This is a genomic window from Halovenus salina (assembly GCF_026410925.1).
Classification (GTDB): domain Archaea; phylum Halobacteriota; class Halobacteria; order Halobacteriales; family Haloarculaceae; genus Halovenus; species Halovenus salina.
The window spans coordinates 3055919-3079239 of record NZ_CP112972.1; the positions used below are offsets into that span (position 1 = coordinate 3055919).

Here is a 23321-nt window from a genome sequence, read left to right on the forward strand (position 1 = left end):
CGCTGGCCGCTCCGCCGAGGGACTGCCTCCGCTGAACTACACTGACATGACAAACAACGGCTGTTCACTCTGTGACCTCCCCGTCGGCAGCGACCCCATCGAGAGCGACAGCGGCGAGCAGTTCTGCTGTCGCGGCTGTCTCGGCGTCTCACAGAGTCTCGCAGACCGAGAGGGCATCTCGACCGACGACGATGTCGAAGAGATTCAGGCCACCCTGTCGTCCGACGATGAGGTTCCCGAGGAGTACGAGACGACCTTTCTCCGTATCGACGGGATGCACTGTACGACCTGTGAGACGTTCATCGAAGGCCGTGCGAGCAAGGACGACGATGTCGCAAGCGTCGACGCCAGCTACATCACCGACACCGTCCGAATCGCCCACGACCCCGCTGTCGGCGAGGACTCGCTCCGCGAGCAACTCACCGGCCTCGGATACCGGGCATACGCACGCGACGACCCGATGGGCGAGCGCCAGGCCAAAGACGACATTCTAATGCGCCTCATCGTCGGCGTCCTCTTTGGCATGGCGGTGATGATGATGTATCTCGCTGTCGTCTACCCCACCTACTTCGAGGGCGGCCTCTACTATCCGCCGGGACAGGCGGAGATGCTCGAAGAGATGCTCGCGAGCACCTCAGCCTCGTATTTCTTCGTCGCGATGGGCGTGCTCACCAGTATTATCCTCTTCTTTACTGGCGGGCCGATTCTGAAGGGGGCCTACGTGAGCGTTGAGATGCGCCAGCCCAACATGGACTTACTGGTCGCGCTTGCCGCTGGGGCTGCCTGGGCCTACAGCACGCTCGCGATTTTTGTCGGCGAGTCACACATCTACTACGACGTGACCGTCGGCATCATCGTTGTCGTCACAGCCGGGAGCTACTACGAGAACGAAATCAAAGGACGAGCAACCGAGAAACTCGCCGACCTGACCAGCGCACAGGTCGAACAGGCTCGTCGCTACGACAGCGGGTCGACTGAGATGGTGTCTGTCGAGGCGATTTCTGCGGGCGACAGACTCCTTGTCAGAAACGGGGAACGGATTCCCGTCGACGGGGCCGTCCTCGACGGCGACGGCACTGTCGACGAGGCGGTCGTCACCGGTGAATCCCGGCCGGTGCCGAAACGCGAGGGTGACACTGTCGTCGGCGGCTCGTTGCTCGCCGAGGGGTCGCTCGTCGTCGAGGTCGGTGAGGGAGCCAACAGCAGTCTCGGCCGCATCACCGATATGGTCTGGGACCTCCAGAGCGCCAACCACGGTATCCAACAGCTCGCCGACAGGCTGGCGACGGTGTTCGTCCCGCTGGTGCTCGTGCTGGCGGTCGTGGTAGCGGTCGTTCACGCCGGTCTCGGGGCGACCGTCTCGGAGACGCTGCTGGTTGCGCTGACGGTTCTCATCGTCTCCTGTCCCTGCGCGCTGGGGCTGGCGACACCGCTTGCTATCGCCTCCAGTGTCAGGGAAGCCCTGGAACGCGGTATCGTCGTCTTCGACGAGACCATCTTCGAGCGCCTCCGAGACGTGGAGACTGTCGTCTTCGACAAGACGGGGACGCTGACGACCGGCGAGATGCGGGTGGTCGAGGCAACCGGCGACGAACGCACGCTCGAACGGGCGGCGCTGCTGGAGACGCGCTCCTCGCACCCAATTGCCGAGGCGATTGCAGACGCGTACGGGGACGACGCCGTGGCCGACGGTGGTGTCGTTGAGGCGACCGAGGCCATCGAATCTCCCGAAGAACGCGTCTCCGACTTCGAGAACTATCCGACCGGCGTCGGCGGGACTGTCGAGGAAACCGAGGTGCTCGTCGGCCACCCCGACCTATTCCTCGAACGCGGCTGGACTGTGCCTGCTCGCTTCGAGGAACCGCTCGACGACGCCAGAGCGGACGGACACGTTCCCGTAGTCGTCGGCGAGGACGGGGAGGCGACCGGCGTCGTCGTGGTCGGTGACAGTCCGCGCGAGAACTGGCGGGAGACGGTCGACCGCCTCGACGAGCGGGGTATCGAGGTCGCAATCCTGACGGGTGACGACGAGCGCGCGACGGCAACGTTCAGCGAGCACTCCGGCGTCGACCACGTATTCGCCGGCGTCCCGCCCGAGGGGAAGGCAGAGACCGTGCGACAGCTCGGTGCCGGAAAACAGACGGTGATGGTGGGCGACGGCACCAACGACGCGCCCGCCCTCGCACAGGCCGACCTGGGTATCGCGCTCGGGAGCGGAACCGCGCTGGCGGCTGACGCCGCCGACATGGCTATCGTGACCGACGACCTTGGCTCGCTGGAAACGGTGTTTAAACTCTCCCGCGGCGCGAACCGCCGCGTGAAACAGAACGTCGGCTGGGCGCTGTGTTACAACGCCGTTGCCATCCCGCTCGCGGTGACCGGTAGCATCAACCCCCTCTTTGCTGCTGTCGCAATGGGGACCAGCAGTCTGCTCGTCGTCACCAACTCCGCGCGGCCCCTGCTTTCCTCGTAGTTGCGGACCAGTATTCCTTTTATCGAGAGCGCCGGTACTGCGTTTCATGGCCGAACACGTCAACAGAGAGACGGTCCAGTCGCGGCTCGACCGCCTCGACGACCGCTACGATGTCGGCTACCGGGAAGACAAGCGGGTCAGCGTCGACCCCGACTCATTTGGGGAGGAGATTGCGACAGCCCGGGACGGCTACGTCGGCAGCAGCTACGTCTGGGTCGTCAGACGGCCCGACGCGGCGAGCCCGCTCAGTGAGTCGATGCCCGACGACGTACACGTCCAGGAGCGTGTCCTCATGATTCTCGGTCGCGGCGGAACTGCGTGGGCGATTCCCGGCGGCGGCCGCGAAGACGGCGAGACTTTCGAGGAGAGTGCCCGCCGCGAAGTCCGCGAGGAGACGGACATCGAATGTACAATCGAGGACTGCTTCGGGACGAGATACGAGCGCCGGACCAGCCCGGACCACGACGAAATCCTCCATACGCTCCGAGTGGTGTTCACCGGCGAGTACGCGGGCGGCAGTATTGCAATCCAGCCCGGCGAACTGAACGGCGCGGCCTGGCGCGCCAGAAGCCCGGCCCGACTCCATCCCCTCGCCGAGCCGGTTGCAGCCGAGTGGTTCGAAGAATAGCGCCGTTTCGTCAGACGGGCGTCTGCCAGACGGCCAAGGTTTATATTCGATTCGGGCCAGACAATGTGGTATGTATGTCGGCGTCGACGAGGCCGGGAAAGGGCCGGTGCTCGGCTCGATGTTCGTCGCGGCCGTGCGAGCGGACCCCGACGCGCTCCCGGCGGCCGTCGACGACTCCAAGCGACTCGCTCCGGCCCGCCGCGAGGAGCTTGCCGACCAGCTCCGCGAGCAGGTCGACGACATTGCCGTGGTGGAGATTCCGGTCGAGCGAATCGACAACCCCGAGACGGATATGAACCAGCTGACCGTCGACGGACACGGCAAGGCACTCGGTCGGCTCGTCGCGGACGGCGACGACTGTTATCTCGACGCCGGCGACACGAACGCCGTCAGGTTCGAGCGCCGAGTGCGAAAACAGATTGACGCAGACGCTGATGTGCGCGCAGAACACGGCGCAGACGAGACCTACCCGGTTGTCGGCGCGGCGAGCATCATCGCCAAATCGGCCCGCGAGGCCCACGTCGCGGGGTTGGAGTCAGAGTACGGCACGGTCGGCAGCGGCTATCCCGGCGACGAGACGACTCGGACGTTTCTTCGCGATTTTGTCCACGAACGCGGGCAACTCCCCTCCTGTGCGCGTGAGTCCTGGCAGACAAGCCGCGACATCATGGGCGAACGCGACCAGGCCGCGCTGACGGACTTCTAGTCCAGGACGACCAGCCCGTAGATACCGAACGCCAGCAGAAAGGCGAGGAAGATACTGCTCGCAAAGAGGAATCCGACCACGCTCATAGCCACTAACACCCAGAAATACCGGTTCGGTAACGACCCCTCGATGTAGTTTCGGACGGTCAACCCCGAGACGGCGAGTGCGATGAGAATCCCGACGATTCCGGTTCCAAGAACTATCTGTTCGGCGACGGCCATCTCGAGTTCGAGTCCGGCCTCCGACGTTGTCTCCACTAGCTCGGTCGCGACGCGCTCGGGCGAGATCACCCGCAGGAGTCCTTCGAGCAACGCGAGTGCCGACAGCCCGACGACACCGCCGAACAGCAGCTTGTGGTCTTCGGGATGGGGGTCTGTCGACGACGACGATTCCTCGACGGGGTACTTCCAGTCATCGCTTTCGCCGGTGGCGGGAGCCCCCTGTCCGCGCGTGGCTGACCGCCCGTTGCTCCCGTCACCAAGCTGTGTCCCACACTCGGGACAGTAGTTTCCCTCCTTGGAGACGCTGGTCCCACATTCCGGACACTCCTTCATGTCCGATACTCCGGCTGACCGGCACAAAAAGCCACTGGAGCTGCCTCTAGTTTTCTTTCCAAAATTAGAGTGTAATCTTACTTTCGATACAAAGGAGAAAACCGCATAACTCTTACTCACGTATCTCTAGGTAAGCCAATGGACTCACGAACAACCACAATCGAGATATCCGGGATGTCGTGTGCGACCTGTTCCGGGAACATCGAGGACGCAGTCGGTGACCTCGACGGCGTGACCGACGTGAGTGCGAACTTCGCCGCCGACGAGGGCCACGTCGAGTACGACCCCGAACGCGTCTCGTTGTCGGCCATCTACGAGGCAATTGAGGGGGCCGGCTACACGCCCGAACGGAGTCAGCGAACGATTACGGTCATGGGGATGTCGTGTGCGACCTGTTCTGGCACGGTCGAGGACGCCCTGGTGTCGACACCTGGTGTCCTCGAAGCTGACGCCAACTTCGCGGGCGACGAGGCCATCGTGGGCTACAATCCCGCCGAGACGGGCCCGCGAGAACTCTACGACGCAATCGAGGCCGCCGGCTACGACCCGGTCGAGGAGAGTGACGATGACATGACCGACGAGCGCGAGCGGGCAATCGAGCGGGAACTCCGGAGACAGCGCCGACTCGTCGCCGGCGGTGCCGTCCTTACGCTCCCCTTTATTCTTCTGATGGTCGAGATGGCCCCAGGCGTGCCGACGCTCGTCCCCGAATCACTGTTCGGGGTGTCCTTTCACTGGGTCGAGTTCGCGCTGGCGACGGCCCTGATGGCGACACTCGGCAGAGAGTTCTTCGAGGGCGCAGTTCGTGCGCTCGTCAACAACCGACAGGCGAACATGGATACGCTCGTCGCTGTCGGGACAGCGACCGGATTCGTCTACAGTACCGCAGTCCTGTTCGATATCATCACCGGCGGATTCTACTTCGAGGCTGTCGCCTTCATTCTCTGGTTCATCACGGTCGGCAACTGGCTCGAAGCCCGCTCGAAGGCCCAGGCCGGCAACGCGCTCCGGGAACTACTGGAGATGGAGGCCGAGGAGGCGACAATTCTTGAAGACGGCGACGAGAAAACGGTCCCACTGTCCGAGGTCGAGGTCGGCGACGTGATGAAGGTCCGTCCCGGCGAGAAGGTGCCGACTGACGGCGTCGTCGTCGACGGCCAGAGCGCGGTCGACGAGTCGATGGTCACTGGCGAATCAGTCCCCGTCGAGAAAGGCGAGGGCGACGAAGTCATCGGCGCGACAATCAACGAGAACGGCGTCCTCTCGGTCGAGGCCACCAAGGTCGGTTCCGATACCGCCATCCAGCAGATTGTCGAGCGCGTCAAGGAGGCCCAGGCCAGCCAGCCCGACATCCAGCGTCTCGCAGACAGGGTGTCGGCGTATTTCGTCCCGGCTGTCATCGTCAACGCGGTCATCTGGGCGACGGTGTGGTTCCTCGTTCCCGAACTGATGTACGACATCTCCTCGGCGGTCGGCTCCTGGATACCGGCACTCGACCCGGTCGGCGGCGGCCCGACGGTTGCCGTTCCGGGCACAGAGGCAGGTCTGCCGCTGGCCGAGTTCTCAATGGTCGTCCTCGCGAGCGCGCTGTTGGTTGCCTGTCCCTGTGCGCTGGGGCTGGCGACGCCAGCCGCGACGATGGTTGGATCGACCATTAGCGCCCGCAACGGCGTCCTCTTCAAGGGGTCGGACGTACTCGAACAGTCCCGCGGCATCGACGCGGTCGTCTTCGACAAGACAGGAACGCTCACCCACGGCGAGATGGAGCTGACGGATGTGGTCCCGGCGTCGGCGCTCGACGACCCGGCCACAGACGGCGGCGTCACACCCGACGACAGCAGTACGACCGACCGCGGCCCGACCATCGACCCCGGCTTCGACGAGGAAACCATGCTCACAGCGGCGGCAAGCGCCGAGCAGGGGAGCGAACACCCGCTTGCACAGGCGATTGTCGAGGGTGCACGCGACCGCGGCATCGAACTTTCGGGCACAGATACCTTCGAGAACGTCCCCGGGCACGGCATCCGCGCGACCACGGCAGGCAAGGAAGTCCTCGTCGGGAACCGGAAACTGCTCCGAGACGATGGTATCGACCCGACGCCCGCGGCGGCGACCATGGAGCGTCTCGAAGGGGACGGGAAGACGGCGATGCTCGTCGCCATTGATGGCAAACTCGCGGGCGTGCTGGCGACCGCGGATCGCATCCGCGAGAGCGCGAAGACGACCGTCGAGGCGTTGACCGACCGCGGTATCGACGTGATGATGCTCACCGGCGACAACGAACGGACCGCCCACGCGGTCGCCACGGAACTCGGTATCGAGCCGGAGAACGTCCGGGCGGAGGTCCTCCCCGAGGACAAGGCAGACGCAATCGAAGGCATCCAAGCCGACGGGACGCGGGCGATGATGGTCGGCGACGGCGTCAACGACGCCCCCGCTCTGACCGGGGCACACGTCGGCCTCGCTATCGGGAGCGGGACCGACGTCGCAATCGAGAGCGCCGACGTGACTCTGATGCGTGACGATCCGGCGGACGTACTCAAGGTGCTCAATGTGGCCGATGCGACCATCGAAAAGGTTTACCAGAATCTCTTCTGGGCGTTCGTCTACAATACGACACTCGTCCCGATCGCCTCGCTCGGCCTCTTGAATCCGGCACTTGCCGGTCTCGCGATGGCCGCATCCAGCGTGTCGGTTATGTCGAACAGCCTCGCGTTCATCAACTACGACCCTCACCGGCGCTACGTCTTCCTCCCGTTCCGCCCGTTCGTTCGCCGGTAACTCAGAGGCGCGCGGTGACGGTTTTCTCTGTCGGGCCGAACCCACTCAGCGTCAGCTCCACGTCGTCGCCGTCTGATGATTCGATATCGATACGCGCGCTCATCGAGGTCTCCAGACCCGTGAGCATGCTATCGATATCTGTATCCAGCGAGGCGCTCGTGTCGACCGCACAGACGCCCAGTCCGTCGTTTCGACGGAGGTCGGTCAGAAACGTCGTGTTGAGAAAACGGTACACCGAACGGGTATCCTCAACCTCGCCGACGAGTGTCGAACAGAGGAAGATGCCCGAGCGGAAGCCGTCACTGGTCTGGTTCACCTGGGAGATTAGATTCGAGAACTCCATGCCAAGTGTCGTCAGGTCGCTCAGCTCGTCGATGACGGTCACGTCGTCACCCCTCGCCGGCCCCTCGCAGGTGAGGATGGCGGCGTTCTGGCCTGCACCGCGCTTGACGCTGTCGAGTGTCTGCCTGAACGCCCGGCCGCCGCTGTTTGTCGCCAGGACAACCGAATACTCGTCGTCCTCTGCGGCGACGAGACTGGCGAACACTCGCTTGAGCGTGTCAGTGTCGCCTCCGGTCAACAGGATTGATGTGCCACTCTCTAGCTCCTCGTTGGGCAGCATGTCAGTCGTGAATCCCGGCGCATCAGAGAGGCTCATATCGACACCTCGACGTCGCTGCCGACAGCCCGACGCAGTTCCAGAATCTCCATCGCGGTCTCAGCGTACTGTTCGAGGGTCTCGCGCTCCGCTGTGGAGTACTCACGTGGCTCGTGGTCGAGAGCACAGACCTGTCCGATGACCTGTCCGTCCGGTGCGGTCATGTTGGCACCGGCATAGGAGACGATGCCGAGATTCTTGAGCTGCTCGTTCTCGCTGAACCGGCTGTCTGTATCGATGTCCTCGACGACCATCACATCCTCTTGGAGCATGCTGTGGGTGCATATCGTGTCTTCCCGTGTCAGCGAGTCCCAATCCGCGCCGGTACAGGCAAGGAAGTTCTCCTCGTCTTTCTCGATGAGGCCGATAAAGGAGACGGCCACGTCGAGGTGGCCGGCAATGAGGTCGGTCAGCCGGTCGAAGCTGTCCTCGATGGGGAGTTCCTCGACATCGTAGGCGGCCAGTGTCTCCAGCCGTTCGCTCTCGTCTTCTGGCGCGAGAAAGCCCACCTGAGCACTGTGTTCGATGACGTCGTTGACGATGAAGCCGAGCCTGTCGTGTGCGTCCGGCAGGTCACGGTTCAGGTACTCCACGACCACCTCGTCGAAGCCTGCGGTATCAATCTCAGCAGGTGAAACGTCGGTAAAGAGAATGCTCGGCGTCTGTGGCGACTCTGTCTTGAGCGCGTCGACGACATCCAGGCCTGTCCCGTCAGGAAGGTCGTACGCCGTGACGACACAGACAACGGGCTCTTGGGCAATCACATCGACAGCCGAATCGACTGACGTGACCGAGATTGGTGTGAGTTGCTCGTCATCATCGAGCGCCGAGACGACATCAGTCACGCGCTCGTCGGTATCCACACAGAGAACTTTTCTCACCATTGTGTGTACTTGGAAAGTTTAAAAATAAACGTTCGTGTGTGATTATCATTACTGATTGTGTGACCTCGAAAACAGAGGTCGAATACTTATTGGTCACGCAGACGAAAATCTGGGTATGAGATGGCGACACGTGATTTGGCGGGTATCGGTCTGGGAACATGGGCTGCAGATTCTCGCGAGGCGATGACGACTGTCGACGACCTCTGGTATCTCGCCGACGAGGCGAGCCAGCAGGCCGAACAGACCTATCACCGGCTCGCCGGAGACCACGAGGGCGTTCTGGAGTTCGAGACGACAAAACACGTCTCTCGGCGTCGGTTTCGAACGGTCGCCGCCCGTATCGAGGACAACGGGGCCCCCTACGGCGCACACACCCTCGTCGAGCGGCCCGATGGGGCATTGCTGTTGGTTCGTCACGAGGCACTCGGCCTGTGGGTGCTTCCCGGCGGCGAGACTCGCGAGGACGAGACGTTTCGAGAGGGTGCTGCCCGCGAACTGACCGAGGAGGCCGGCGTCGAGGCGGTCTATGACGGGCTCGGGATGCTCGGGCGCGTCCGATTTCGGTCGGGGGGACACGAGACCTGGGGAGTGCTCCCGCTGTTCGAAGCACGCGCCGAGGGGGTCACGCCGACGGTCGAGGACCCGGACGGCGAGATAACCAAGGCGCGCTGGTTCATCGACCTGCCAGAGGACACACGCGACCGCGAACACCTCGAAACCTGGCGCGAGCACAGATGACCGGCCCGGCGTTCGACCGTCGACGCTTCCTCAAGGGAACCGCGGGCGCGATACCTGTCGCCCTCGCTGGCTGTCTAAGGAACGAGGATGAGGAGACGTACGCGGACTGGATTCCGGCCCGCGAGGGGTTCACCGTCGCGCGTCTCGACCTGGCCGTGGCAGACGACACCGACGGCTCGGGTGCGCTGGTCCCGACGCTCCTTCCGGCACGGGACGCGATACCCACGGGTGAGGGGGGTAGCCCCAGCGCAGGCAGATTCGCCGTCGATGTCGCCACCGACGATCCGCTGCTTGCCTTTCCCGTCCGAGCGAGCAGCAGCGTGCTCACGTTTGCATCGCTGGGGGTGGGCGTCTCGGGGCTGTACGAACTTGTCGATGGTACGGCCGAACAGCCGGCACGCGAGATGCTGGTACTCGACAGGACCATCGTGTTGCGGGGCCAGTTCGACACCGACTACGTCGACGACCGGCTGCGAAGCGATGGACCACTCTCCCGGCTCAAAGTCGAACACCAGGCCGTCGGTGAACTGAACGAGTACACACTCTATGACATCACCGATGCGGAACGCGAGTCGGGCACCGGCGAACGCACCGTCGCGGTCGCCGAGGAGACTATCCTGCTCAGTGACGGCCGCGAGACGGTCGAGCGTATCATCGAGACCAAAACCGGCGAGCGAGAAACCGCCTCCGAGCGGTTCGACACCGCCGAGTGGCTTCTCGATACCATCGAGGCGGGGAATATCGTGGTCGGCCAGTTCGGCGACGCCACCCTTGACGCGTACAGCTTCGGTGAGAGCAGCGTCCTCGATAGGTTCGAGTCGTCCGACGACGTGCTGGCCACGCTCTCACTCGACCAGGACGACGGAACCGCGACAGCCGAGGTTGCGGTCGCTGCCGAGGAGTTCGACGACGAACGACGAGACATTCTCGAATCGGCACTCGGCCAGGAGGGAACAGAGCGTTCGACAGCCGGGGAGGCGGATCGACTCGCGGTCTCGGCGACCTACAACGACGATATTCTGGAAACTACACAGGTTGTCGAGGAGAACCCGCCCGACGAGTCGGACTTCGAGTCAGAGCGTCTCGACGAGGAGAATCGGGTCGTTGCGGATGTAAGCTTCAACGACCCCGAAGAGGGTCTCGCCAAGGTGGCCTTCACCGACGAGACGGACGTCGAGTCCGACACCATCCGAGTCAAGTCGGTCGTTGGAGAGGCCGAAACAGAGCTCTCGGGCTCCTGGACGAGCGGCTTCGTCCGGGTGCTTGTCGACCCAGACGGCGACCAGGTGGTCGTCTCTATCGTCCGTGAGAACGCCACGGAAGTCGTCCATCGTGAGACCTACGAACCATCCGAGTAACGCCATCTGTCGCCGAAAATCTCTGTCTTGGTAGCGGTTATCATACTTAATACCATGAACGACTGTGGAGAATATCGAGGGCTCGGCGCGTCAGACAGTCGTTCGGGCTTAGATTGCAAAACATTTAAGTGCATTTCGGAATTATTTAAGATCAGCGAAATTCACGGGGTATTTTCAGGAGACATCCTGCCCGAATTTCCACCCCTACTACCCATGAGCAACTCGAATACACGGACACGACAACAGCAGACGGAATCGACCGAAGAACAGGCAGACAGCACCGTATCCTGCCCCGAGTGTAGCGGCAAACTTGTCCAGGACGACGAACACGGCGAGACGGTCTGTACGGATTGTGGCCTCGTCGTCGAGGAGGGCTCTGTCGACCGCGGTCCGGAGTGGCGCGCCTTCGACTCCCAGGAGAAAGACAAAAAATCCCGCGTCGGCGCACCGACGACGAACATGATGCACGACAAGGGGCTGTCGACGAACATCGACTGGCGCGACAAAGACGCCTACGGCAACGCGCTGGGTGCCAAACAGCGAAAGAAGATGCAGCGCCTGCGCAAGTGGAACGAACGGTTCCGGACTCGTGACTCGAAAGAGCGCAACCTCAAGCAGGCGCTTGGCGAAATCGACCGGATGGCCTCCGCGCTTGGTCTCCCCGAGAACGTCCGTGAGACCGCCAGTGTCATCTACCGCCGCGCGCTTGACGAGAACCTCCTGCCGGGTCGCTCCATCGAGGGTGTCTCGACGGCGTCGGTCTACGCCGCCGCACGACAGGCTGGTGTCCCGCGCTCGCTCGACGAAATTACCGACGTTTCCCGCGTTGAGAAAAGCGAGATCGCCCGGACTTACCGCTATGTCGTCCGCGAACTCGGTCTCGAAGTCCAGCCCGCGGACCCCGAGAGCTACGTGCCCCGGTTCGTTTCCTCGCTCGGACTCTCCGAGGAGGCCGAGCGCCGCGCCCGTGAACTGCTCCAGAACGCCAAAGAGCAGGGCGTCCACTCGGGCAAATCGCCGGTCGGCCTCGCTGCCGCCGCGGTGTACGCCGCTGCCCTGCTGACAAACGAGAAGACCACGCAGGCCGCCGTCAGCGAGGTCGCGGACATCTCCGAAGTCACCATCCGGAACCGCTACCACGAGCTGCTCGAAGCCGAACAGGGCGTCGCGCTCGCCTAACGACGGTTCTGTCTTTTTTTGCCCGACCAGAAGTTACCGAAGCCTGACCCGACTACGACGGTCGCGGAAGCCAGATTGTCACCGTCGAACCGTCCGAGACGGTCGCTTCGAGTTCTCCTTTCAGACTCGTCACAATCCAGAACACGAGCCACAGCCCGAGCCCGTCGCCGTGGACCAGCTGTGTCTCGGTACTGGACTGTAACACCTCCCGCTCCATCTCGGGAATCCCCGGCCCATTGTCGCTGACCGAAATTGCCACCTGACTCTCGGTGACGGTGACCTCGATATCGACGATGGGTGGGTCGCCCCCGTGTTTTGCGGCGTTGTCGGCGACCTCCGAGAGTGCGGTCTCGAATCGTCCATGTGTGTTGGCGACAGCGCTCTCCGGGGTGTCGGCTGTTATCGACGCCTCCGGATACCGAACCTCCAACTCGGAGACGGTCCGATCGACCATCGAAACAACGTCCATCGGTTCCAGGTCGGGCGAGAGCTCTCGATTTTCCTCTATCTTTTGGGCGGACTCAGTCAAATCGAGCACCCGGTCTGCAGTGTCTTGGATGTGAGTCGCTTTCTCGGCGTCGTCATCGTCGAGCGTGGATTCGAGCATGCTGGCGTAGCTCGTGATGACACTCATCCGGTTGCGCAGATTGTGCCGGAGGACACGGTTGATGACGCTGATGAGTCCCTCGCGCTGGCGGCGCTCGGTCGCGTCCCGGACCATCAATTGGATGCCGACGATGTCGTCTGGGCCACGCTCGTCTTCCGGAACGCTCCCGTCGTAGATTGGGACCCCGCGGATATCACTGTAGACTGTCCGGCCGGCTTTCGTCTTCAGCGGGAAGTCCCGCACTCTGTTCTGTTCGCCGTGCAGGACGGGCTCTATCTGGTCCCAGGCCCGCTCTGCCGTTCTCTCGTCGGGGAGCGTGACGTTGATCTGTTGGCCTTCGAGTTCTCCGGGCGAGTAGCCCAGAAACTCCTCGACAGACGGCGAGACGAACATGTACGTTCCGTCTAAGTCGATTCGGAAGACGAACGCAAAGCTCGCGTCGATGACCGCCCGGTAGAGCTCGTTTTGCTCGTCGAGCGCCTGCTCACGGTCGGCAATCTCGCGGCGCTGGCGCTCCGTTTTCGTCACGTCGGACAGCTGAACGACCTCTGTGCCGGACTCGCCCAGCGAGACAGTGCTCGCAGAGACAAAGTAGAAGCGCTGCTCTCCGTCGTGTTCGCGCTCGAGGATGTTGTCGTCGCTGTCGATTGCTTCGGCGACTGTCGGAACGGCAGTCGAGAATTGACTCCCGGTCGCGGCACTGAGCTCCGGCAGTACGTCGCTGGCTCCAGCAGAGTAGTCTTTGATACGGCCGTTTTCGTCGAGATAGATGGATAGGCCGTCCCCGCGAGATGTCTCCTGTACCGCGAGGAAACGCCGCTCAGAGAGGAACAGGACACCGACAGCGAAGGCTGCGACGCCGAGAGGCGCATAGATAACGTCGACGAGCCACGGCGTGAACAGCGCCGCAACATCGAGCACGACGGGGACCCCAATCAGACCGGTCAGGACCGTCAGCGAGCGGGTTTCGTACCCTGACTCGAAGTACAGCTGAAAGAGCATGAACATACCGACCGCCGCGAGCACGTACGAGAGTCCGGTTGCAGCCCAGTGAAACAGGTTGTGTTCGATTGCCAGATACGCAAACGGCGTTTCTACTTCTTCGGTGGTGAAATACAGTCCGTGCACCCGGTTCGTCGCTTTGACCGAGACGACGAACAGGAACACACCCGCGCCCAGCCGCCGGAGCGATTTGTTCCGGTGGTAGCGCCGTCCGGTGTACGCGGAACAGAAATACAGCCACGCCCAGACCGTTGCAAACCCGAGCGCAAGCCCTACGATATACACAGGTTCGCGGTAGTCAGAGAGCAGGAAAAACGCTGTCTTGAGCAGCGCCCAGCCCCCGGCGGTCGCGAGCAGCCCGACCAATCCTCGCCTGACATCTGGGTCGTCGAATTGACGTGCTCGTGGGATGGCGGCAATCGAAATAAGTCCGCTCACCGCGAACAGGGTTGTATACACTTGTTCGACTGTTCCAACACTTCCGAGCATCTGAACTGTGTTCTCTCTGGGTTGGTTAAATAGTTCCGGCTATCTGAGACTGGCAACACATACTGGACTTGTGGCTGATGATACTGACTTTTTCTACGTATCGTCTCTTCGTCTGTATGAACAAGATAGTTCTGCCTTTTGATGTGTACTGACGTGTCACGGGCCGGTCAGAGTGGGTCAAAAGACCTTTATTTGTACTGCGTGCATCTGAGGATAGCTATGCGACCCATCGACGACTCACCCCTCTCGCGAGACGGCAAGGTACTCATCCTCGCGTACGACCACGGACTCGAACACGGGCCTGTCGACTTCGAGGACGTGCCCGAAAGCGCAGACCCAGAACGCGTCTTCGACGTGGCGACCCACCCGGCGGTGACGAGCCTCGCAGTCCAGAAAGGAGTCGCTGAGGCGTACTATCCCTCCTACGAGGAGGACGTGGACCTGCTGGCGAAAGTCAACGGCACATCGAACCTCTGGATGGGCGAGTATGACTCTGCGGTGAACTGGTCGGTCGAGTACGCCGACGAAGTCGGCGCGGATTCGGTCGGCTTCACGCTGTACGGTGGCTCGAACCACGAGGTCGAGATGGCCGAGGAGTTCCGCGACGTTCAAGAAGCCGCCCGCGACCACGACATGCCGGTCGTGATGTGGGCCTACCCGCGGGGACAGGGCGTCAAAAACGACACCAAATCCGACGTTATCGCCTACGCGGCCCGACAGGCAATGGAGCTCGGCGCTGACATCGCGAAGGTCAAATATCCCGGCAGCAAGGAAGCGATGGAACGCGTCGTCGAGATGGCCGGCCCGACGAAAGTTATCATGTCCGGCGGCTCGAAGCGCAGCGACCGCGAGTTCCTCGAAAGCGTGAAGGCGGTCATCGACGCCGGTGGTGCTGGGCTGGCCGTCGGCCGGAACATCTTCCAGCGCGAGAACCCCGAGTACATCCTCGACGCGCTGGAGGAGGTCATCTTCGAGGAATCGTCGGTCGATACGGCACTCGCTGTCGCCGACGAGTAAGCGAGCATGACCGATACCATTGAGGCCGTTTTCGATACGGTCGCCGGGGTCGCGGGGGACGTGCGCGAGGTGTTAGCTTCCCGTCGCTCCTACGAGGCTGGAGAGAATCCGAGCGGCGAACAGCAACTCGCGGCCGATGTCTACGCCGACGACCGCCTCGAAGACCAACTGCTCGCGCTCGACGGCGTCGGCTCCTACGCCAGCGAGGAACGAGACAGTCTCTCCGTGGACAGCGGCTCCTATCACGTCGCCTGTGACCCTCTGGATGGCTCTTCGAACCTCAAATCGAACAACGGGATGGGCACCATCGTCGGCATCTACGACGAACAGCCACCGGCACCCGGGGACGCGCTTGTTGCCGCCGGCTACGTTCTCTATGGGCCGATTACGACGATGGTGACCGCAGTCGGCGAGACGGTGACGGAGTTCCTCGTCGAGGACGGCGAGCGCGAGGTGCTCAACGAGGATGTGACGGTCCCATCCGAACCCGTGACCTACGGCTTCGGTGGGCGCGCTCCCGACTGGCCCGAGGAGTTCGCGGCCTTCGTCGAGTCCGTCGAGGATGACCGCCTCAAACTCCGGTACGGCGGCGCGATGGTCGCTGACGTGAACCAGGTGATGACCTACGGCGGCATCTTCGGGTATCCGATGCTCGCCGACAACCCCGAGGGGAAGCTGCGCCTCCAGTTCGAGGGTCACCCGATGGCGTACATCGTCGAGGCCGCCGGCGGCGCATCCTCGGACGGCTCGCGGTCACTGCTCGAGAAGACGCCGACGGAGATTCACGAGCGCTCGCCCGTCTTCGTCGGCAACGACGCACTCATCGCGGCTCTCGAATCTGTCTTGGCGTAGCCTTCATAGTGATTATTGCGAGTCTTTACCGCCATGGTTTCACTTATCGCCCACATCGGACTATGAAACGAGCGATTCACTAAAACAGGTCTGAAAAGTACCGCAATAATCACTATCAGTAACCCAGATAGAAGGCGACTGATTTCAACACGAGATAGATAACGGCCAGCGGAACGCCGAGGAACGCTAGCCCGGTCTGAACCAACCCCAGCGGCAGGAAACCAAGGAAGCTGAACAGTCCTCCTCCGCCTCCAACCTCCAGCTGTGATTCGCTCGCTGTGCCGCTGATGCTGATGTTGTATGTCCCCGATTCGTTAAATCTCTGCGTGAACGTTACCGGGATATCCGTCCCGCCGTGAACTGCCGGCACGTCGAAGGTGTCGACTACTTCGCCGTCGACTTCGAGCTCTGCGATGTAGTCGGCCTGTTCGTCCCCCTCGTTCACCACATCGCCCTCGACGCGAACGCTATCTCCGGTGCCGATACTCGACTCGTTGATCGTCACGTTCGCAACGGTGAAGGCACTCTCGTTGACGTTCAACTCGTCGCCAGGGGTAGTGTTCGTCGAACTCCCGTTGTCCTCGGGTTCGAGGACCGTGACGTCTCCGGCAGTGGTGTCGTTGACGGCGAACGGTACCGTCCCGCTTTCGGAGAGCGTTCGGGTAAACTGGACGGTCGCCGACTCGCCCGGCTCGACCGCTGTCTCGCGCGTCTCGACGACTGCACCGTCTTGCTGTAACCCCGCCCGGAAGCTCCCAGCAGCGTTGCCCGTGTTCTCTACCTGTGCAGTGATTTCAACACTCTCGCCGGGCGCTATCTCGACCGGGTCGACTGCCGCGTCGGTCACCTCGAATGCTGCCGTCCTGTTTGTCTCGTCAGTCTCGTTCTCGCCGCCGTCCGGTTCTGACTCGCCTGGGGCTGTCGTCGCGTTTGTGGCGACGACCGCAAACCGAGAGAATCCCGGGGTTTCAGCGACGAACTGGTACTGTTCGCCCCTGTCGGCCAGGACCGTCGTGTTGCGGGTCGTCCACTCGCCGCCGGATTCCCGGCGCAACACGACATCCTCCGGAGCTGTTCCGAGTACGTCCAGCCGCTGAGCGTCGATGCTGAAGACGAACTCGGCGGTCGACACCTCGTTCTCTTCGATGTCGGTGAGCACGCTGAATCCGCCGATTTCGACAGCACCGCCCGTTGCAGCGTCGGTTATCTCGCCTGTCCCGAGTCCGGAGAGCGCGAGTGAGAAGCTCGAATCGACTGTCGGAGTGACAGCCAGCCGGTCGAGTGAGACGGCGTTGCGGGTGACCAGCGGCGTCTCACTGTCGCTGATAGTTCCGATTTTAATCTGCTCGCGTGCGAGCGCGCCGGTCACGCTGACGAGACTGCTCTGGGCGTTCTCGGAGCCATCTCTGTTGACAAGGACGACTGGCGCAGTCTCGTTGTCCCTGTCGACGTCTGTCTCCGAGTCCAGCCCACCCGTGAGGTTCAGGTCGACGGTGTCCTGGTCCGTGTTGCCGAACCCGTTTCTGACCGTCAGCGAGATTGTGTGTTCCGCGGGCGTGAACTCGTGAGACACCTGTTCGCCGGTCGCTGTCGCGCCGTCGCCGAAGTCCCACTGGTAGGTGAGTTCGTTCCCAGCTGACTGGCTCGCGTCGAAGGTGATATTCACGCCGCTTGAGGCACCGAAATCGATGCCGATGACCGCCTCGGGCTGGGTCCTGTCGGCCCGAATCTGTCGGGCCAGGGTCGTGTTTCTGGTGTTTCCTGCCCTGTCTGTCACGCTGGCCAGCGACACCGTGTACTCGCCGGACTCCGGGGGCGTATACCGCGCGACGTACCGGTTCGAGACCGGGTTATCGAAGTCGTCGATTCCGAGTGTCGTGTTTTCCGGCCCGGTGACTTCGACGGTAATGTCCGACAGCCGCTCGTCGAACCTGAATTCGAGCTCTGCCGGGCTCCCGATGGCGTCGCCCGTATCCGTTCCAAGCACGCGCGGCGGCACTCCGTCCATGCCGGATATTGTGACAGTTTGTGCGTCTCCGCCGGTCTGGATCTGTGTTCCATTGACGTTGCTGATGTCGCTGTCGCTCGCAATACCGACGGTCAGTTCCTCGACCGGTATCGGCTCTGCCAACACGAGTGTAACCGACGCGCTCGTCCCATCTGGCAGGCGCGTGATGTGGGATAGTTCGCCGTCACTGAGGAGGAAATCGTCAGTATCGACGCTACTCATCAGAATCCCGCTATCGTCGACGATCGTTACTTCGACTGCGGTCGTGTTTATTTTCTCGCCGCCTCCTAACTCAGGTGGGGAATCGTCGCTGGATTGTGCGGCCGTGACACCTGTAGCAACCACACCGACCGCGACGATGACGACAGCGACAAGGAGAAACAAGAGCGTCGCCCTGGATACACCAGCGTGGCCTGTGTGGTTACCGCTACTCATCTCGCGGAGGTACGACACACAGGGTAATAAATGCGGGTTCGCGATTCTTCTCGATGAGAACGGCGCTACTCCTCGGCGGACTCCGCTTTGAGCGCGAGGACGGTCCGCTCGAAGGAACAGACCACCTCGTCGTCCTGATTGAAGGCCTCGACCTCCATCGTGACGACGCCGCGCTCGCCGTCGCTGGTCTCGCGCTTGTCGAGTACGGTGGTCTCTGCGCGAATCGTGTCGCCGTGAAAGACAGGCTTCGGGTGCTCGACGTTGTCGTACCCGAGGTTTGCGACGACAGTTCCGTCTGTTGTGTCTGGAATCGTCATCCCGACCGCAAGCGCCAGGGTGTAGATGCCGTTGACGATTCGCTCGCCGAACTGTGTCTCACCCGCGAACTCCTCGTCGAGATGCAGCGGCTGCTGGTTCATCGTCATATCACAGAACCGCTGATTGTCGGATTCGCTGACTGTCCTGCGCTTGTCGTGGGCGATTGTCTGGCCGACCTCGAACTCCTCGTAATAGAGTCCTGTCATCGTCGGGAGATGCACGCGGGGGGACAACTAGCTTTCGGGCTCAGAGTTCGATACGTTCGACAATGGTGTCGTCGCCGTCGTGGGTGTTGACCGCGACGATGCGGAGGTACTCGGTGAGACCGGACCGGTCGATTTTCTTCTTCAGAAGGCTGTCGACCTGATAAACGCCGGCAGCGTTGGTCATCTCTATCTCGACGAGCACTGGCTTGTCGACATCTGTCTTGAGAGATACGTCCTCGATAGCCTGGCTCGAGACGGTGTTGATGCCCCGTCCGCCGCTCTCGTACGGAACTCGTGAGCGCCCCCGCTCCATGTCGAGCGCGTCGGCGACGCGGAGGACGCCTGCCTCCCTCGTGAGAGGGTCCTCTTCGCTGTGGTGGCAGACAATGGCATGAAGGACCTCGCCTTTCACGCGGACTGCTTCGGCGGTGTCGTAGAACTCCGGGAGGATGCGGTCGAGAATGTCGGCCGCGAGCGGAATCGAGTAGTAGGCGTGGTCCTCGCGGTGGACGACGTGGCCGATATCGTGCAGTCGGGCTGCGAGTGCGATGATAACAGCCTCGTCGGCTTCCTCGAGCCCCTGGTCGGCTGCGCCGTTGAACTCGACGCCGCCCCGTTTGAGAAGGTCGTAGAGACAGAGCGCCCGATTGTGGACAATCTCGATGTGCTTGGTCCCGTGGTCGTTGTACCCCAACCTGTCGACCGGGTTGACGTTCTGGGCCTCGAGGTAGGCAGCTATCTCTTCGTCGTCGTCGAGATACCCCAGTACCTCGTTGACACGTTTGTCGGGGAAGGCGTGGTCGGCGTCGGGGGTGTAATGACGGTCGATGCCGTCCTCGGCTGCGTCGAGACTCCTGGTTTCTTCACTCATACGCACAGTTTTTCACAGGTCAGCAAAAATACCTTGGTCGGGCGATATACGGCCCAGAACCGGATAGCCCTGGCTGGATTCGAACCAGCGTCAGCGGCTTGCTTCCGCGTAGGCGACGCCAGACGCGTCCAAAGGCCGCTATGATTGGCCACTACACCACAGGGCTGCAGCCAGGTCTACCAATTGCACGTACAAGTACATTACTTTCTCTCCGGGCCAGCCTGCGGTTTAGATGTGGTCCTGGTCTTCGAGCTGGTCTATCACGTCGTCGACAAAGGCGTCGGCACTCTCGTAGGGCCAGTCGCCGCCGCTAATCTTTGTGTTCAACTCCATCGCTGTCATGGAGAAGTCACCCGACTCGAACGTCGTCGAGGGCCCCTGTGGAAGTGCAGGGACGAGATCCATCGGGCTGCTGATCGGGTAATCTGCTCCTTCGAACGCTTCGATGAACTGCTCGCGCAGGTCGTCTTTGTTGACCATACCACTAGTATCTCGCACCCGCTGAAAAAGATTTATATCTGATGCAACTTTTCCGGCGTTGTGAGTTTATCACGGGAAGGACGGCTGACACACCGGTGGCTGCCGACGGTGTGGTCTCGCCCGAATCGTTGCCGGGACACCTCAGTTGTGCTCGTCGAGAAAGCGGTAGCGGTAGGGCTGGTCGCGAATAACCTCGACGGCACCGTTCTGTGCTCCTCGGCCCAGTACTGTGGCCACACGGTGAGCGCTGTCGAACTCTTCGCCGTGCTCGTCGAGTAACTCCAGAATCTCGCGCGCCGTCATCGGCTGGTCCGCGTCGGCCTCCTTGAGGACCGAGCGAATCCGCTCGAAGTCGCCTCGGCGTATGCGCATACAATATGTATGGGCCTCTTTCATCATTAAATGGCGTCAGACAGCCGTCCGACGACTCGGCCACCAAAACTGGCAAACGTAACCCGGGCGTGGATGTCACCTGCTGTCATACAGAAACGCCGACAGCGACCACGGTCTCGGTCGGGAGGTCGTCGTCTCCTACCCGGAAATGTGTTCGGCCGAGACGCGTGCCGTACAGCGTGGACAGCCGTTCTGGAGGAGGGCGTCACGCGTCGACTCGGTTACCGGAAACTGCTCGCCACATTTCGGGCAGGCGAACGTCTGGTTTCGCGAGACTGCCATTAGTTTATCTCCGAACTCTTTCAGGAAGAGTATACAGCCACACTATTGTGGGGTATTCAAGTGTCTACCCGGAGAGAGTCACTGCCAGGAAAGCTCCCAGGCCTTTCGTTCGTCGTGGCCCGCATTGGTCTCCTCGATGGTGACCGAGGTACCGTCTGCTGATAGACTGTCTACGATACCCAGGAAGACACCTTCGGCCATGATTGCTGGGTTCGGATACCGTTCGGTGATGCCAACGTGTGCGGCAGTTTCACCGAGTCGCTCGTAGGTATATCCACCGGCTGGTCGGTCGACATCTATCTCCCTGCCGTCTTTGAAAGTCGGTGTCGCCTGCTGGTGTACCGCGTCTATTGTCTGGAGGCCATCGTGTGCTGTCTCAACGCCGTCTGGCCAGGGAACGTCTCGGCCCATCTGCCGGCCGCCCTCTCGCATCGTCTTCTCGCCGATGTTATCGACGACATCGTAGAAGGCGGGCGCGACTCTGTCGTAGTGGTAGTACTCGTCTTCCTGAATATCGTCGAGGCCGTGTTCCTCGAAAATCTCTCGTGCACGCCGCTCGAATATCGGCGATACCTTTCCCGCGCTCTCGTAGAAACTCAGTACGTACAACCCCTGACCGTGTGCATGTCGATGCCAGTTCTGCTCTATATCTTCCATAGACACGTACATCCAACACGCCAGTGTGGATAGTCTCTCTGCATGGGTACCCATGCTTATTTACGCCGGCAGAAGTGGACAAATGTCTGATTTAAGTTCTAAAATCAGGCTTTAATCTCACAAATGTGGTTTTCTGCACCATGTCTCTCCCGAGTATCGGCGACGGTACCCTTCGGTAGACGTTGGGGCCACGCCGGCGCTCGCTTCGCTCGCGTTGTGGCGTTGACAGAAGCGCCAGGACTGGGATTTGAACCCAGAATCCCGAAAGGGAACACGCTTTCCAGGCGTGCGCCTTACCGTTCGGCCATCCTGGCCCATCGAACCATAGCAGGGGGCGTGGATTAAGGCCTTTCGTTCCGTGGTGCAAGCTGTGGGGCCAAGCGGTGTGTCGTCAGCGAACTTGCGACAAACACACCGACTGCTGCCGCCGCCATCGGCCCTATGCCGACAAAGTCGTTCCCAAGCAGGTGATACGCCTGCAACAACACCAGAAACGAGAGGGTAGCGACGGCCCCCCACAGCAGACTGGACTTGGTACGGGGGTCCATCGGTGACGCGGCGTTATTTCGTGGCGATTGCTTCGATTTCGACGCCGACGCCCTTTGGCAACTCGTCGACAGCGATTGCGCTGCGGGCTGGCGGTGCCTCCTCGTCGAAGAACGTCTCGTAAATTTCGTTCATCTCGTCGAAGTCGTCGATGTCGTCGAGGTAGACCGACATCTTCACCACATCGTCCATCTCCAGGCCGGACTCCGCGAGGACGGCCTCGACGTTTTCGAGGGCCTGCTCGGTCTGGATGTCTATCGAGGCCCCGTCGAGCAGGTCACCCTCCGGCGTGAGCGGAATCTGCCCGGCGGTGAACACGAGGTCGTTGGTCTCGACTCCCTGGCTGTAGGCGCCGACTGCCTCCGGTGCGTCGTCCGTGTGGATAATCTCCCGCATATCTCCTATCGCTCACGGAGTCTATATAAAAAATCCGGAGCACACCCGGCCCGATACCGTGGCTACTTGGGAATCCAGACCAGAGGGACGTGGTCCCAGGCCCAGGGCTGGTCTGGCTTCTCGGTGAACTCCCAGAAGCTCCGGGGCCAGGTCCCGACCGCGTCGTGTATCGCCCGGTACGAGAGGGTACTCTCGCCCTCAATAATCAGCTTGAACCGCTCTTCGAACCGGTCGGGGTCGAAGTTGTCGTCTGCTTCCATCCGCTGTTGCGGATTCTCGATTGTCTGATTGTAATGCTGCTGGCCGCTGCTGTTGACGTAACTCATCACGAGGTGGCCTCCCGGCTCGACCGCATCGTAGAGGTGTGATACTGCACGTTTCGATTCCTCGACGTAGGCCATCGTCCCGAAACAGAAGACGGTCTCGAACTTGCGGCCGGGCTCGAACTCCGGCAGAACCGCCTGCTCGAATCCGATGTTGGTCATGCCGTCCTCGCGGGCGCGGGCCCGGTTTTCGTCCAGCACCGACGCTGCGGCGTCGTAGCCGACGACAGTCGTCTCAGGATGCTCCGATGCGATGGTGAAAGCCACGTCGCCAGGGCCACAGCCAACATCCGCGAACGACGAGGGGACGCCCTTCTCCTCGAAGAACTCGGGTAGCAGGTCGATGGCGTGGTAGGAACTCGGCGTAGCTCCCTCTCGGTCGGTCTCGTCGGCTGTCTTCCAGAACTCGTTCCAGTCGATTGTTTCGTCGTGGGTCTTGTCTGTCATTGTCGTAGATCTCTCTGGATGTGGGCAAACGTT

Annotated in this window: 23 protein-coding genes and 2 tRNA genes; 9 read left to right on the forward strand and 16 right to left on the reverse strand. The window is 61.8% G+C overall.

Features of this window, described 5'->3' with window-relative positions; all coding sequences use genetic code 11:
* Positions 1-46: 46 nt before the first annotated feature.
* The 3 genes from OSC37_RS15435 (at position 47) to rnhB (ending at position 3807) form a co-directional block, all read left to right on the forward strand.
* A complete protein-coding gene (locus tag OSC37_RS15435; RefSeq protein WP_267162327.1) occupies positions 47-2473 on the forward strand; it encodes a heavy metal translocating P-type ATPase in 2427 nt (808 codons plus the stop codon).
* Between the two features lie 46 nt (positions 2474-2519).
* Positions 2520-3101 carry an NUDIX hydrolase gene (locus OSC37_RS15440; RefSeq protein WP_267162328.1) on the forward strand — a complete coding sequence of 194 codons (582 nt, stop codon included), beginning with the start codon at positions 2520-2522 and terminating at the stop codon, positions 3099-3101.
* A 70-nt stretch (positions 3102-3171) separates the two neighbouring features.
* Positions 3172-3807 carry a ribonuclease HII gene (rnhB, locus tag OSC37_RS15445; protein ID WP_267162329.1) on the forward strand — a complete coding sequence of 212 codons (636 nt, stop codon included), beginning with the start codon at positions 3172-3174 and terminating at the stop codon, positions 3805-3807.
* Here the strand turns inward: rnhB and OSC37_RS15450 are convergent.
* Positions 3804-4361, reverse strand: coding sequence for a zinc ribbon domain-containing protein (locus OSC37_RS15450; RefSeq protein WP_267162330.1), 558 nt, complete (start codon positions 4359-4361; stop codon positions 3804-3806). The two genes, rnhB and OSC37_RS15450, sit on opposite strands and share 4 nt — an antisense overlap.
* Positions 4362-4499: 138 nt before the next feature.
* On the opposite strand from OSC37_RS15450, the gene OSC37_RS15455 reads away from it, so the two are divergent.
* The gene (locus OSC37_RS15455; RefSeq protein ID WP_267162331.1) at positions 4500-7142 is read left to right on the forward strand and encodes a heavy metal translocating P-type ATPase; all 2643 of its coding nucleotides are present in this window, start codon (positions 4500-4502) and stop codon (positions 7140-7142) included.
* 1 nt (position 7143) lies between these two features.
* Here the strand turns inward: OSC37_RS15455 and OSC37_RS15460 are convergent, their stop codons facing one another.
* Both OSC37_RS15460 and OSC37_RS15465 read right to left on the reverse strand, forming a co-directional pair.
* Positions 7144-7800 (reverse strand): DUF7504 family protein, encoded by a 657-nt coding sequence (locus OSC37_RS15460; RefSeq protein WP_267162332.1) that lies wholly within the window; start codon positions 7798-7800, stop codon positions 7144-7146.
* Positions 7797-8684, reverse strand: coding sequence for a GAF domain-containing protein (locus tag OSC37_RS15465; RefSeq protein WP_267162333.1), 888 nt, complete (start codon positions 8682-8684; stop codon positions 7797-7799). The genes OSC37_RS15460 and OSC37_RS15465 overlap by 4 nt, the downstream gene beginning before the upstream one ends.
* A 183-nt stretch (positions 8685-8867) precedes the next feature.
* Between OSC37_RS15465 and OSC37_RS15470 the strand changes: the two genes are divergently transcribed.
* From OSC37_RS15470 to OSC37_RS15480, 3 genes are all read left to right on the forward strand, one after another.
* Entirely contained in the window at positions 8868-9422 is a 555-nt protein-coding gene (locus tag OSC37_RS15470; RefSeq protein WP_267164206.1) for an NUDIX hydrolase, read from the forward strand.
* A complete protein-coding gene (locus OSC37_RS15475) occupies positions 9419-10780 on the forward strand; it encodes a hypothetical protein (RefSeq protein WP_267162334.1) in 1362 nt (453 codons plus the stop codon). Before OSC37_RS15470 ends, OSC37_RS15475 begins: the two co-directional genes overlap by 4 nt.
* A 213-nt stretch (positions 10781-10993) precedes the next feature.
* A complete protein-coding gene (locus OSC37_RS15480; protein WP_267162335.1) occupies positions 10994-11959 on the forward strand; it encodes a transcription initiation factor IIB in 966 nt (321 codons plus the stop codon).
* 52 nt (positions 11960-12011) lie between these two features.
* Here the strand turns inward: OSC37_RS15480 and OSC37_RS15485 are convergent, their stop codons facing one another.
* Positions 12012-14057, reverse strand: coding sequence for an ATP-binding protein (locus tag OSC37_RS15485; RefSeq protein WP_267162336.1), 2046 nt, complete (start codon positions 14055-14057; stop codon positions 12012-12014).
* 219 nt (positions 14058-14276) lie between these two features.
* Between OSC37_RS15485 and OSC37_RS15490 the strand changes: the two genes are divergently transcribed.
* Positions 14277-15074 (forward strand): class I fructose-bisphosphate aldolase, encoded by a 798-nt coding sequence (locus OSC37_RS15490; RefSeq protein WP_267162337.1) that lies wholly within the window; start codon positions 14277-14279, stop codon positions 15072-15074.
* A gap of 6 nt (positions 15075-15080) precedes the next feature.
* On the forward strand, positions 15081-15926 hold the full coding sequence (locus OSC37_RS15495; protein WP_267162338.1) for a class 1 fructose-bisphosphatase: 846 nt from the start codon (positions 15081-15083) through the stop codon (positions 15924-15926).
* A gap of 115 nt (positions 15927-16041) precedes the next feature.
* Here the strand turns inward: OSC37_RS15495 and OSC37_RS15500 are convergent, their stop codons facing one another.
* From OSC37_RS15500 to OSC37_RS15555, 12 genes are all read right to left on the reverse strand, one after another.
* Positions 16042-18369, reverse strand: coding sequence for a PKD domain-containing protein (locus OSC37_RS15500; protein WP_267162339.1), 2328 nt, complete (start codon positions 18367-18369; stop codon positions 16042-16044).
* A 65-nt stretch (positions 18370-18434) separates the two neighbouring features.
* The gene (locus OSC37_RS15505) at positions 18435-18893 is read right to left on the reverse strand and encodes a MaoC family dehydratase (RefSeq protein WP_267162340.1); all 459 of its coding nucleotides are present in this window, start codon (positions 18891-18893) and stop codon (positions 18435-18437) included.
* Positions 18894-18933: 40 nt separating this feature from the next.
* Positions 18934-19764, reverse strand: a complete 831-nt coding sequence (locus tag OSC37_RS15510; RefSeq protein ID WP_267162341.1) for an HD domain-containing protein — start codon at positions 19762-19764, stop codon at positions 18934-18936.
* 64 nt (positions 19765-19828) lie between these two features.
* Positions 19829-19930: transfer RNA gene (locus OSC37_RS15515), tRNA-Gln, on the reverse strand.
* 62 nt (positions 19931-19992) lie between these two features.
* Entirely contained in the window at positions 19993-20244 is a 252-nt protein-coding gene (locus tag OSC37_RS15520) for an MTH865 family protein (protein WP_267162342.1), read from the reverse strand.
* Between the two features lie 141 nt (positions 20245-20385).
* Entirely contained in the window at positions 20386-20616 is a 231-nt protein-coding gene (locus OSC37_RS15525) for a hypothetical protein (protein ID WP_267162343.1), read from the reverse strand.
* A 159-nt stretch (positions 20617-20775) separates the two neighbouring features.
* Positions 20776-20919, reverse strand: coding sequence for a DUF7560 family zinc ribbon protein (locus tag OSC37_RS15530; RefSeq protein WP_267162344.1), 144 nt, complete (start codon positions 20917-20919; stop codon positions 20776-20778).
* Between the two features lie 78 nt (positions 20920-20997).
* The gene (locus tag OSC37_RS15535) at positions 20998-21576 is read right to left on the reverse strand and encodes a hypothetical protein (RefSeq protein WP_267162345.1); all 579 of its coding nucleotides are present in this window, start codon (positions 21574-21576) and stop codon (positions 20998-21000) included.
* Positions 21577-21808: 232 nt separating this feature from the next.
* Positions 21809-21890: transfer RNA gene (locus OSC37_RS15540), tRNA-Ser, on the reverse strand.
* Positions 21891-21917: 27 nt separating this feature from the next.
* On the reverse strand, positions 21918-22124 hold the full coding sequence (locus tag OSC37_RS15545) for a DUF7981 family protein (RefSeq protein ID WP_267162346.1): 207 nt from the start codon (positions 22122-22124) through the stop codon (positions 21918-21920).
* A gap of 13 nt (positions 22125-22137) precedes the next feature.
* A complete protein-coding gene (locus tag OSC37_RS15550) occupies positions 22138-22518 on the reverse strand; it encodes a Rid family detoxifying hydrolase (RefSeq protein WP_267162347.1) in 381 nt (126 codons plus the stop codon).
* A gap of 62 nt (positions 22519-22580) precedes the next feature.
* Entirely contained in the window at positions 22581-23288 is a 708-nt protein-coding gene (locus OSC37_RS15555) for a class I SAM-dependent methyltransferase (protein ID WP_267162348.1), read from the reverse strand.
* Positions 23289-23321: the final 33 nt, after the last annotated feature.